Annotated in this window: 12 protein-coding genes (1 of these 12 running past the window's edge); 9 read left to right on the top strand and 3 right to left on the bottom strand. The window is 48.0% G+C overall.

What is annotated here, in order from left to right; genetic code table 11:
- Window positions 1-266 precede the first annotated feature (266 nt).
- Together NX722_RS19940 and NX722_RS19935 are read left to right on the top strand one after the other, a co-directional pair.
- Complete coding sequence (locus tag NX722_RS19940; protein ID WP_262563696.1) at window positions 267-1,970, top strand: IS66 family transposase; 1,704 nt, start codon at window positions 267-269, stop codon at window positions 1,968-1,970.
- A gap of 127 nt (window positions 1,971-2,097) precedes the next feature.
- Window positions 2,098-2,826 (top strand): hypothetical protein, encoded by a 729-nt coding sequence (locus tag NX722_RS19935; protein WP_262564610.1) that lies wholly within the window; start codon window positions 2,098-2,100, stop codon window positions 2,824-2,826.
- A 34-nt stretch (window positions 2,827-2,860) separates the two neighbouring features.
- Here NX722_RS19935 and NX722_RS19930 read toward each other — a convergent pair whose 3' ends face one another.
- Window positions 2,861-3,586 carry a phosphorylase family protein gene (locus NX722_RS19930; RefSeq protein WP_262564609.1) on the bottom strand — a complete coding sequence of 242 codons (726 nt, stop codon included), beginning with the start codon at window positions 3,584-3,586 and terminating at the stop codon, window positions 2,861-2,863.
- A gap of 119 nt (window positions 3,587-3,705) precedes the next feature.
- Here NX722_RS19930 and NX722_RS19925 point away from each other — a divergent pair, with 119 nt between their 5' ends.
- The 6 genes from NX722_RS19925 (at window position 3,706) to NX722_RS19900 (ending at window position 10,130) form a co-directional block, all read left to right on the top strand.
- Window positions 3,706-4,623 (top strand): glutaminase, encoded by a 918-nt coding sequence (locus NX722_RS19925; RefSeq protein ID WP_262564608.1) that lies wholly within the window; start codon window positions 3,706-3,708, stop codon window positions 4,621-4,623.
- 116 nt (window positions 4,624-4,739) lie between these two features.
- The gene (gene pssA / locus NX722_RS19920) at window positions 4,740-5,576 is read left to right on the top strand and encodes a CDP-diacylglycerol--serine O-phosphatidyltransferase (protein ID WP_262564607.1); all 837 of its coding nucleotides are present in this window, start codon (window positions 4,740-4,742) and stop codon (window positions 5,574-5,576) included.
- A 437-nt stretch (window positions 5,577-6,013) separates the two neighbouring features.
- Window positions 6,014-6,448, top strand: a complete 435-nt coding sequence (gene tnpA / locus NX722_RS19915; RefSeq protein ID WP_262564606.1) for an IS200/IS605 family transposase — start codon at window positions 6,014-6,016, stop codon at window positions 6,446-6,448.
- Between the two features lie 575 nt (window positions 6,449-7,023).
- Complete coding sequence (gene ltrA / locus NX722_RS19910; protein ID WP_262563619.1) at window positions 7,024-8,289, top strand: group II intron reverse transcriptase/maturase; 1,266 nt, start codon at window positions 7,024-7,026, stop codon at window positions 8,287-8,289.
- Between the two features lie 177 nt (window positions 8,290-8,466).
- Window positions 8,467-9,504, top strand: coding sequence for a protein-methionine-sulfoxide reductase catalytic subunit MsrP (msrP, locus tag NX722_RS19905; RefSeq protein WP_262564605.1), 1,038 nt, complete (start codon window positions 8,467-8,469; stop codon window positions 9,502-9,504).
- A 200-nt stretch (window positions 9,505-9,704) separates the two neighbouring features.
- Window positions 9,705-10,130 (top strand): BLUF domain-containing protein, encoded by a 426-nt coding sequence (locus NX722_RS19900; protein ID WP_262564604.1) that lies wholly within the window; start codon window positions 9,705-9,707, stop codon window positions 10,128-10,130.
- 29 nt (window positions 10,131-10,159) lie between these two features.
- On the opposite strand, the gene NX722_RS19895 is transcribed toward NX722_RS19900, so the two are convergent.
- Window positions 10,160-10,978, bottom strand: coding sequence for a hypothetical protein (locus NX722_RS19895; protein WP_262564603.1), 819 nt, complete (start codon window positions 10,976-10,978; stop codon window positions 10,160-10,162).
- Between the two features lie 206 nt (window positions 10,979-11,184).
- Here NX722_RS19895 and NX722_RS19890 point away from each other — a divergent pair, with 206 nt between their 5' ends.
- Window positions 11,185-11,706: a protein-methionine-sulfoxide reductase heme-binding subunit MsrQ gene (locus tag NX722_RS19890; protein WP_262564602.1), complete on the top strand. Its 522-nt coding sequence runs from the start codon at window positions 11,185-11,187 to the stop codon at window positions 11,704-11,706.
- A gap of 206 nt (window positions 11,707-11,912) precedes the next feature.
- Here NX722_RS19890 and NX722_RS19885 read toward each other — a convergent pair whose 3' ends face one another.
- On the bottom strand, window positions 11,913-12,217 hold the 3' end of the coding sequence (locus tag NX722_RS19885; protein ID WP_262564601.1) for a hypothetical protein. Its footprint extends 1,153 nt past the window's final position; the window shows 305 of its 1,458 coding nt (coding positions 1,154-1,458); its start codon lies off the right edge, out of view; it ends in the stop codon at window positions 11,913-11,915.

The raw sequence follows: 12,217 nt of genomic DNA, 5'->3' as shown, positions 1-12,217 counted from the left end.
TTCAATGGAAAAATCAGAATGATAAAGGATGGAGCTGTTAGAAAGAGGCTTCTCGCTGCCCTGGGGCAGGGTTTATCTTTACTGGCTTATGGCTGTCTAACAGGCACTGAAACGAATCAGGCTGTCGCTGACGCAGTAATGGCTATAATCCAGAGCATGCCAACATGCGTTCAAAGTCACCATTAATGTAACTGCTCAAAATTGACTGGCAAATCAACCTCTACAGGTCAAAGAAAGTTATCCTGATCTTTCGTATATTTCACCGTATGCACCTGCCTGACTCACTATTCTCCAGTACAGACAATGAACAGTTGCGTTCATTCGTCAAAAACCTTCTCGACACGGTCGAGAAGCAATCTGTGCAAATTGAAAGGCAGCGCGTTCAGATCGAACAGCTGGTCGAAGAGAACGAACAGCTTCGAGCAGAAATTCGCCACCTGAAGAAGCACAAGGGCAAGCCTAAAATCAGGCCTAATGTCTCGGACAAGGGCGATGATCAGGAAGACAGCTCTTCTGCGGAAGACACTGATCAGGCTGCCGGGAAAAGTGACACTGATCGTCCGCCGAAAAGTAAACGACCACGATCACAAGAAGCCGGTGAAACCGCTGCACCACCAATGACTGTTGACCGAGAGGAAATCTGTTCAATCGCTGCTCCCGGTGAGAACTGGCGCTTCAAGTGCTATATCGACTTTTTCCATACTGAGCTGGACTTGCGTTTTGTCACTACTCGCTACAGGCGTGAGTATTACACAACTCCGGAAGGCGGGGTGTCAGCCCCGCTACCTGATCATGTGAAAGACCGTTTTGGCGACAACCTGAAAGCCCATCTGCTGGATTTTTATCATTCATGCAGTACGACACAGCCACTACTGCTATCTTGGCTGCACGACCATGGATGCTCAATATCAGAAGGTTCCCTGAGCAACATCCTGACGAAAGGCCATGATATTTTCCACCAGGAAAAAGAAGAATTGCTGGAAGCAGGGCTGACTTGCTCTGATTATCTCCAGGCCGACGACACAGGTGCTCGCCACCAAGGAAAAAACGGCTACTGCCTGTTTATCGGCAACCCTTATTTTTCCTACTTCCATAGCAGCGACAGTAAGAGCAGGATTAATTTCCTGGGCTGTCTGCAAGGGCAGCAGCGGCTTTATCTTCTCAACGACGTTGCCATTGACTACATGGAGAATCAGGTTGATGTGTCGAAGAAGTGGATCACTGCGCTATCCGAATGCGGCGAGAAGCGTTTCTCAACAGAAGAAGAGTGGGAGAGCTTCCTTAACAGCATTGGTTGTGCTGCCCCGCAACAAAGGCGCTGGGCGACAGAGGGTGTTTTAAAGGCCGCATTGATGCTCAATCATCGCCTTGAGAACCTGATTATCCATAGCGATGGAGCCCGGCAGTTTGATACAGCCTTTCAGCATTCGCTGTGTTGGTACCATGCGGGAAGAAACATGGACAAGCTGATACCGGCCAATGACCTGGAACGAGCCGCCCGTGACACCGTGCAGGATCAGTACTGGTGCCTCTACGACGACATTGAGGCCTACCAGAAAAAACCAACGGACAAGGAGAAACAGAAGCTCTACCAGGAGTTTGATCGTTGGGTAACACAGCGGGTTGACTACCCTGCCTTGCAGGCTGAGTTGGGCAAACTGATGGTTGTCAGGGAAGAGCTGTTATTGGTTCTTGAGTATCCGTGGCTGCCACTGCACAACAACCTGAGCGAGAGGCAGATCAGAGAGTATGTGAAACGGCGAAAGGTTAGCGGTGGTACCCGGAGTAAACTTGGGAGGAAATGCCGCGACACCTTTGCCAGTTTGAAAAAGACCTGTAAACAACACGGGGTGTCCTTTGCCAACTATCTCAGGGACAGGCTGACTGGAACCAATCTGATTCCGCAGCTGGGGCATCTCATCCTGAAGGCATCAGGCTATCAGGAAACGGTTCTTGCCAATGGAATATGAGCAGTTACCCATTAATAAGGTTCACGGTTTATATCAAGCAGGAATACACTCAGTGAGTACATTTTTTCATAAGCCTGCAAAGTATAGAATCCGATTTTGTTTTCGTAACCATGTAAATGGAGCCAGTGTGCATTCATATTATTTATACACATTGCCATTGTTGCTGCTGTTTACCAGCAAAATGCTTTGGGCAGACGATCAAAATGAGAACACAATTTCTCCCTGGGTGATCCGGAAAATAGAAAGTTCAGACAAACTCTTTAGCTCAGGCAACCTGAATCTGTGTCCGCAAGTGAATAAATTATCCGGTGAATCCTGTACGGTATGGGAGATGTTTCACAAAAATGATATCGCTAAAGAGTACCCATTTTATTTTTCACGAACAAATGACAGCCATGATCCTCATGCCGAAATCTGCGTTACCAGAAAAATCATTAAAGACATAATGATCGATATCACCAACAACGCTCTTGATATCAGTAAGGACAACGAAAATGGCGTACTGTTTAGTACAGGGCATTCCCGTTTCGAATGCATGACGACTGTCGTCTGCAATGACGGAATTCATTGTAATCAAGGCGGTCAATTCAATATTCAGGTAGCCTACAGTGGTTTTTTACCACTGGGGCAGGGAGGTTGCCGGGAGGTCATTAACGCTGTGCAGCCCCTTATGCAAATTTGTGAGAGAGAAAGCAATATACATACAGTAGGCGCACGGTTACTCACAGCGATCTGTTCTGTTGGACTGGTGCTGGAGGCAGGCGTTGCAGTATATATTCTGGGGATATGGATGGTTGCACTCAATAGATACAGAACAGCCCCTTATACCTTGCCTGCAGGGCTGTTCCCTGCCTGATGGAAAAGGCGGGAACAACCACGATCAAGACGTTTTAAACAGCAGATTTTGCGTCTTTGCTCAACACGTCCAGCAGCTTGAAAACATTCTGTTGTAATAGTTCAGAAGCCCTGGCCAGATTAGCCAGAAACTGCTCTGCTGTCGTACATTCGTCATCAACCAGATCGGTGACGGATTTAATAGCAAGCAGTGGTGTTTTATACATTTTTGCAACCGCTGCAATAGCCGCTGCTTCCATCTCTTTTGCTACCAGAGGTTCTTCGCGTAGAATGGCTTCGTCGGTCGGGCTCATGTCCAGAGAGTTGCCTGTGCATACAACGGCTCCCTTCAGTCCAAGCCGGGTTGCGTAATTCTGGGCCAACACTGATTCATAGCTGCCATCACCGTAGGCAAAATAGTTTTCTCCCAGTGGGATACGACGGTCGAAATAACGGATTCTTTCACCCATGTAAACGTCACCGATTGCACTGCCCTTGTCTTTAAAGGCACCGCAGGTTCCCGCGTTAATCAGCAGGTCAGGTGTGAACTGACGAATGGCTTCTAAAGTGGTAATGGTTGCTGGCTGAGTTCCCACAGACTCTACGTTATATTCACGATCAGTGCCGTTTACGACCAGAGAAATATCCAGACCTTTATAGTTTCCCTGAAATGCCTGACAGGTGAGCACCGGGTCCTGCATTTTGACTTCAGACAGGTTCAGGTGTTTGATAATAGGAGCCGCTTCCTGCTTCATGGCGACGATCATGGTAATACGCTGCATAGTATTCCTTAAGCTGTTTTAATCCGGGCAAGCCTATATTTTCAAGTTATATAAAAAATATTGAACTACGTATTTCTATTGTTATTTCTTAGCAGTCTTAGACTGAGGATCACAGAAGAATGGAGAACATCCAGAATGTACTGGCATCTTTGCCAGAGGTTGTTGCTGACACTTTTGGTCAGGGTAAGCCAGCAGGCTATATACCGGCACTGTCGCAGGTGGACCCCGGCAAGTTCGGAGTGGCAATCAGTACGGTTTATGGCGATGACTTTGTGATTGGCGATGCTGATGAGTTCTTCTCAATCCAGAGTATTTCCAAGGTATTCAACCTGAGCCTTGCCATGCATTATGCCGGTGAAGACCTGTTTAAGCGTGTTGGTGTAGAACCCTCGGGAACCTCGTTCAACTCGTTATCCCAGCTTGAGTATGAAAACGGTATTCCCCGTAACCCCTTTATCAATGCCGGTGCGCTGGTGGTAACTGATGCATTGCTGGAGTTTGTGAAATCCCCCAAACGGGACTTTCTTGATTTTGTACGAGGTCTGTCTAATAACATTGACGTACATTACGATGAAGAAGTGTTTCGTTCTGAATACGACAATGGTCAGCGTAATGCGGCACTGGCAAACTACCTGAAAAGCTTTGGCAACCTGGATAACCATATTTCCCGTGTACTGGATTTCTATTTTTACCAGTGTTCTCTATCCATGAGTTGTCGTGATCTTGCCCGGGCTTTCCGCTTTTTGGCTCAGGATGGTAAACACCCATATAAAGATGAACAGGTGGTTTCCAGGCTACAGGCGCGAAGGATTAACTCTCTGATGATGACTTGTGGTACTTACGACGAAGCCGGAGAATTTGCGTTCAGAGTTGGACTTCCGTGCAAGAGCGGTGTCGGTGGAGGGATTGTTGCCATCATTCCTGGTGAAATGTCGATCTGCGTCTGGAGCCCTGAGCTGGGACCGAAAGGCAACTCTATTGTCGGGATGGAGGCACTTAAGTATTTTGCTCAGAAAGCAGGGCGCTCAATTTTTTAAAGTTTATTCTCCGTTGATCATGGCTGTTTGGTTGATCTGTGTTACATACAGCATAGTGATAAATCGTGGTAAAGTGATGCCTTCGATTAATGGCTTTTACATGAGCAGATTTCGCAATGACCGATAGACCGGAACGACCCGAAAATAGCGGTAATGCGGTTGACGGGATGTTCCCTGTCGACGAGCATTTTGAAGAAGTGGTCGAAGGCGGACAAACCGTTCGCCACAAAGGCATTTATATTCTTCCAAACCTGTTTACTACAGGTAACCTGTTTTGTGGCTTTTACGCCATCATCAGTGCTCAGGCGGGCTTCTATGCCGCTGCCTGTATCGCTGTATTAGTGGCAATGGTGTTGGACGGGCTGGATGGACGTGTTGCCCGCATGACCAACACCCAGAGTAAATTTGGTGAACAGTACGACAGCCTTGCTGATATGGTGACCTTTGGTGTGGCACCCGCCATGGTGGCGTACAGCTGGGCATTAAGTGACATGGGCAAAGTCGGCTGGATGGTTGCCTTTATCTATGCAGCCTGTGCCGCGTTGCGGCTGGCTCGTTTCAACGCTCAGATTGAAGAGACTGACAGTCGTTACTTTACCGGCCTTGCCAGCCCGGCAGCCGCCGCATTGGTGATTGGTATGGTCTGGGCGCTGAGTGATTTTGGCATTGATGGTGAAACCACGGTGCTGGTGTCATTTCTTGGAGCCCTGATCACTGCCGGTGCGGGCATTCTGATGGTCAGCAATATTCAGTACCAGAGCTTCAAAAAATTCGACCTGCGTGGACGGGTACACTTTATCTTCCTGCTGGTCATGGTACTTGGGTTCGCTGTCGTATTTACTGACCCACCCCGTGTACTGCTGTTGATTTTCCTTGCCTATGCCTGCTCTGGCCCTGTGACGGCCATCATGCGAATGGGCAGGCATGATAAAAAGGAATCCACTTCGGACTGATACCCTGCCGATAAGGTTAAAAAACGCTGTCAGATGACGGCGTTTTTTTTGTTTGCCCAGCGAAGCGGGCAAACCCGTCAGGCTGAAAGAAGCCTGAGCCGCCCCGACTGAGGGGAAGGCAATCTGAATGGCAAGGGCGTAACTGGCCAACGGTTGGGTCTGAAGGAAGCCATAGGAAGTCAGAGGTACACAGCGCAAGCGAACCTGATTCGGCAGGTTGGGAGCGGCAAGCGTGCGAAATAGCGCAAAGCCCGATACTCAGTCAGTCCCAACTCTGTGCTTGAGGGTGGCATTTCTGACGGGGAACCGTTTAGTGCATCGTGAAAACCCACGTCCTATGGACGTGGTCATGAATGGTTGGCTCCGCCTGCCATGAACTACCCATGCTACTCCTTATCTCTGAGTTGTCCCCACAACTACTAGAGATAGGAAGTAGCATGAGTAGATTTGAAAAGTTAACGCATGTCATTTGGCATTGCCAATATCATATAGTTTGGGTGCCCAAATACAGGTTTCGAGTCCTGACCGGAGCCGTGAAAGCCGAGGTTCATAACAGTATTCAAGTATTTTGTAGTCAGCTTGGATGTACGGTAGTGGAACTGAACATCCAGAGTGACCATGTGCATTTGCTGGTAAAAGTGCCGCCGAAAGTTTCGATATCGACGCTCCTGGGAACGTTGAAGGGGCGAACAGCTTTGAGGCTGTTCACGAGATTTCCGTACCTCAAGAAGAAACCATACTGGGGCAATCACTTTTGGTCAAAAGGCTACTGTGTCGATACTGTCGGTGTAGATGCAGAAATGATCCGTAAGTATGTGAAGTACCAAGAAAAGAAAGAACGTCTCCAACAGGAGATAGACTTCAGGAAATAACCTGCAATCTTGGGACAACTCTCACCAGCCTTCTCTGAAGGCTGGCGGTTTCAGCCCCCTTTTAGGGGGCATAAAGCAAAACCACGTTCTAAGAACGTGGATCATTTACTTAACTGGGGAAGCCTGGCATCAATCTCTGAATCTCAGGGGCTGTTATCGCAAGAGGAAACTCAAGGGTAACAGTGGTGTGAGGTGGCAGATGATCCTGTAGTAGTGATGAAATTCCGGCCTGTGAAGGCGGGTAACCGTTCGGAGGGCAAAACCGGAATGACTACAGCCAGAGTGACTGTAGGGCATGTGTCGTCAAAAGCGGCAGATGTTGCGAAGGGGTGAAGCATTCTTAAAGAACAGTCAGACCGCAGGAATGATACTGTGAGCGCACAAGCTGCCTGACGAGGCAGGACATCTTTGGCTGGTGAGGTTGGGAACAATCCTGCTAAAAGAAAGAGCCGCGCTCGGGAGTAAAGGACAGGTAGCAGGTAGATTGCCTTGAGCCAGAACGCCTGTGAATGTCCATGAAGAATCCGGCCACAGTAGAAGGATGGCGCAATCTGTCTGTCGTGAGACAGTAACTGATGAGAGTATATTATAGCCTGTATGGGCGCTTGCTGACGATGGAAGCGCTTTACAACGGATTCAAAAAGGTATGGAAAGCGAAAGGTGCGGCCGGAATAGATGGGCAGAGCCTGAGCGACTACGCCTCGAATCTGCGTGGGAATCTTGAACAGTTACTGCTTGAATTGCGGGAAAAGCGCTACAAACCGCTACCGGTAAAGCGTGTAGAAATCGACAAAGAAGACGGTGGAAAGCGTCTGCTGGGAATCCCCGCAGTAAAAGACCGAATCGTCCAACAAGCACTTCTAAATATCCTGACCCCGATCTTTGATCCGGACTTCCACCCGTCCAGCTATGGGTACAGACCGAATCGAAGCTGCCATCAAGCCATTACCAAGGCGACCCTGTTCATACGGAAGTACGACAGACGCTGGGTGGTGGACATGGACTTGTCCAAATGCTTTGACCGACTCGACCACGAGTTAATTCTCAAGGCGTTCAGGCACAAAGTGGCAGATGGAAGCATCCTGAACCTGATCAGAATGTTCCTGAAAAGCGGGGTGATGGTTGGCTATCAACTGGAAGCCACGGAAACAGGCAGTCCACAGGGCGGAGTGATCAGTCCCTTAATCTCAAACGTCTATCTTGATGCGTTTGATCAGGAAATGATGCGACGCAAGCACAGGATTGTCCGCTATGCGGACGATATCCTGATTCTGTGTGGCTCCAAAGCAGCGGCAGAAAACGCTCTGAAAGTGGCGACCAAAGTACTGGAGCAAGACCTGAAACTGACGGTCAACCAGAATAAAACACACATAGCCCATAGCGGCGAGGGTGTGAAATTTCTGGGAGTTGAAATCCTGAGCAGCTATACGCGCATACAGGAAAAGAAGCTCAACGCACTGAAAGCAAAGGTAAAGCGAATCACGAAAAGGAATCGGGGAACGAACCTTGAAGGAGTAATCCGAGAACTGAACCCTGTGATACGAGGATTTGCTAATTACTTCAGGATAGCGAACTGTAGTCGTGAATTAAAACGGCTGACAGGATGGATGAGGCGCAGGCTGAGATGTTTACAACTGAAACAGTGGAAGAAACCAGCGAAGCTGCATCGTCGGCTGAAGCAACTGGGTTACAAGCCACCATTTAAGTACATCAAAATGCGTTCATGGAGAAATGCGTGCAGTCCCCTGTCGCATTTAGCCATGCCGAACAACTGGTTCAATGAGATAAAGTTGTTCAATTTGGAAGGCGTTAAAACGGGCGTTCTTGCCCCTTATTGTTAAGGGATAGAGAGTGCAGGAGCCGTGTACGAGGTCCGTACGCACGGTTCTGTGGGAAGGACGGGGCAATAGCCCCGCCTTACCTAATGCTTTTTATTCAACACAGAAAAATGATGGACAGCTTACACCGTTGTCAGTAGCGTAGAGTTTACGGTTGGCTCACAGCTTTGGTCGATGATAATGCTAATAAAAACGAAAAGAACCAGCGATGTCAGCAGTAGTGAAATTACTTCAGAATCCATCTACCAGCAACGTCGGGACTTTCTGAAAAAGTCAGGACAGTACGCCTTTGCCAGCCTGGGGTTGGCACTGACGGGCTGCTCGGACGCTTCTGATAAAACCGTTGCCTCTGTTGCCAGTGACTATCAGGACATTCCCCAGTTACCTGCACCACAGTGGTTAAAAGAAAAAGTTTCCACCTATAAACGCAGTGATTTTGTCACCGATGAAAAACTCACGCCTTATGCCAATGTGACTCAATACAATAACTTTTATGAGTTTGGCTATGAGAAAACCGATCCGGCGGAACATGCTAAAGACTTTGTCACTGATCCATGGTCGGTGGTGATTGAAGGCGCGGTGGAAAAGCCCGGAACCTATCATCTTGAGGATCTAATCCGGCCGGAAATGATGGAAGAACGCATTTACCGCCTACGCTGTGTCGAGGCATGGTCAATGGTTATTCCCTGGGTGGGTTTTTCTCTGTCAAATATGATTAAACGCTTTCAACCCACTTCAAAAGCAAAGTTTGTTGAATTCACTACCTTGTACGACCCGAAACAGATGCCCGGCCAGAAGTCCCGTTTCAGTTCCATTCAATACCCTTATGTAGAAGGTTTGAGACTGGATGAAGCAATGAATCCACTGTCGTTTATGTCAGTAGGTGTTTATGGCAAAACACTGCCGCCACAGAACGGTGCGCCAGTCAGGCTGGTGATACCCTGGAAATACGGTTTCAAAAGCATCAAATCCATCGTTAAAATTCGTTTTACTGAGACAATGCCGGACACCACCTGGGCGCTGTCTGCACCCCGGGAGTATGGCTTTTATGCCAATGTGAACCCGAATGTCAGCCATCCCCGCTGGAGTCAGGCGTCAGAGCGACGCCTGCCTGCTACCCTGTTAAGCCCGAACCGCAGGGATACGCTCATGTTTAATGGCTATGGGGATGAAGTGGCTCACTTGTATAAAGGTATGGATTTACAGCGGTTTTACTGATGCTTCAGCCCTGCCATAAATAGATGGCTGCATAAGCGCGCCGCCATTAGGTGATGAGGTACTCAGCGAGGCGGAAGTGAAAAATAAAAGAACTGGCAAAGCGATACACATAAAACGTTTTGTTTTTGTGTGCAACCGCTTATATTAATTGATAGGTAGTTGGTTTTGACAGGGAAGTAGATACTTACAGGGACTCAGGAATGCACCTCATCATTTATACCAGCCGTTATACTGGCGAGACCTCTCAGATCGCAGATGATCTGCGCACTATCACCCAGACAGCAAAGCACAATAACCCTGCGCTCAACATCACCGGGTTGCTGTTTTACCACAACCAGCAATTTTTGCAGATTATCGAAGGGGAACAGCCTGATCTGGAAGGGTTGATGGACGTTGTGACTGCTGATCCACGGCATGCAGAGGTTATTCGGATTGTGGATCAGGAAGTACCAGAGCGTGGATTCAATGACTGGAATATGGACAGTTTCAATCTTTCAGATCAACAGCAACTCTCACCGGATCAGCTAAAAGCCATTAAAGAGCTGTACAGTCAGAACTTTGCAATGCAGTCAGATACGGTTGTTGATTTTTATAAATCGATGCTGGGTGATGATGAAACTGATTAGTGCTGACGCAGTTCTTATCAATGCGAGCATTACTCTCTTCTAATAATAAAATGCTCTGTTCTGATAGTTTGCGCATTAGCTCTCGTCTGTTGAATAATCCAGTCAGCAGCAAGTTCTATTCTGGGCCATCTGCGTTCCCTGAATGGATTCATCTGTAGAATGATGACCTCGTCAGACTCAATTCTCTGGTATACAACAAGAGGGTAAGATGATGGTTCGGGGTATATCAACGAGAGCGATGCCCTGATCTGCACTCTTGCACTGTTGGTTTGAAGAAGTATCTGTGAGTATATCGCCCAGAAAGAAAAAATGTTACGAAAAGCTTTGTCGTCGGCACTGCGGCCAAAAACATCAACGGCTTCTCCCCTTCTAATGACTCTTACTGTTCTGTGGCTATCGAAAGCGGTGATTTCGCAGCGCCGTCCGTTGCAAAGATGTGTCCAAAGATAGGCTAATTCAAGATGTGTGAAGCCAAATTGATGTGAATCTCTCATTGTACAAAATAGCGACTCCGCGTTTTCATACTCCAGGCCGAACAGTCGGCTGAGGATGGAAGGGATAGAGAGGCAGCGCCAGCTAAGCATTAACTGCCCCAGCCAACGCCTTTCCAAAGCCATCCAGTGTTCTCTCCCCACCCTGCCTATATACAACCTTGCCGGGGGCTCTGGTAAGGGTTCCCCTGTTTCTTCCCCACCCATTACATCCACATCAGCCTCTACCTCATAGGGTTGAAAGTACGTCATTTCATAGGAGTCCATTGCAAAGGCAGTGATACTGAAAATGCAAAAAAAAATGACATATAGATTTGATGTTTTTTGAGCATGAATAAAAGCGTTGATTGGCAGCATGTACTTACTTATTAAGAAATATTATTCTGGACTACACGGGTTGCAGCCAGTAGCTTTATGGGTAATGTAGATAACAGACAGGCATAAAGGGATTAAATATTTTCGCCACCCTCTGTGGTGAAAAATATTTCACGGTGAAAAATACGATGGACTGGATAGCCAGAACGAAGCTTATTGCTTTTCCCATTTGCCTGGTTCCGCTGGGTTTGACCGTATATTTTGCGTTTTCCAATCAGCTGGGGCCGGACCCGGGCAATGCCCTGACTAAAGAGCTGGGCGAGTGGGCCTTGCGCTTCCTTTGTCTGACGTTGTTGATAACGCCCCTCAGAAAGGTGACAGGGGTTCCGAAACTGATTCGCTTTCGTCGTATGTTCGGCCTGTTTACCCTGTTTTATGGTCTGTTGCACACTGTTTCCTATCTGGCTTTTATGCTTGGCTGGCAATGGCTGACCTTGCTGGAAGATCTTTACCAACGACCTTATATTATTATCGGAGCTTTGGCGGTTATCATTCTTATTATTCTGGGTATCACTTCAACAAAGGGGATGATGCGCAGGCTGGGGAGAAACTGGTCAAGGCTGCATCGTCTTGTATACGTGGCTGCCATTCTGGCAGTGATCCATTATCTCTGGCTGGTTAAAAGTGATTACTCCCAACCGGTCTTTTATCTGGTTGTTGTGTTTGCTTTACTGTGTTTTCGCATTCCTTTCAAGCGAATACGTTCCTGACGCAATGATGCCAGAAAAATGTACGCAAGTTTTACGTAAAACATTTGATACTCCGGGGTTTTCTGCTGGGTAGCTCTGCTAATAGCAGAGCTAAGGACGTGGCAGCGAAATTGTTAACGGGCTACCAGAGCTGGTGACAATGGTGTTGCCCGGGGTGTTATTGTTGCGGCACTCGACGCTACTTGTCGCCTGTCCCAACCTGCAGTTTAAAGCGTGTCAGGGTTAATGTTCTCCATGATCATGTTTTGCACTCCGGGCTTGAGTTCAAAATCTGACGGCGATTCCTGCTGCTCATTTCTCCTGCCCAGACATCCGACAATTGCTGAAATCAAACGCCTCAGGTAACCCGCCTGCTCCTCAACTGATTGCGCAACGGGTACCGACTGTGCAGAATACATCGGGCACGCAACATCTGCTCCCCAGTGGTCATGGTTTCTGTTGCGCGTCAATGTAACGTGATTTATACGCTGATGACGAGCCTGTGAAGGCCCCAGCTTCTGGGTAAAATGGT

It is taken from the genome of Endozoicomonas gorgoniicola, assembly GCF_025562715.2.
In the GTDB taxonomy this organism is placed as follows: domain Bacteria; phylum Pseudomonadota; class Gammaproteobacteria; order Pseudomonadales; family Endozoicomonadaceae; genus Endozoicomonas_A; species Endozoicomonas_A gorgoniicola.
Note: the sequence above shows the minus strand (reverse complement) of the source record. Positions and strands in the feature narration are given on the sequence as shown.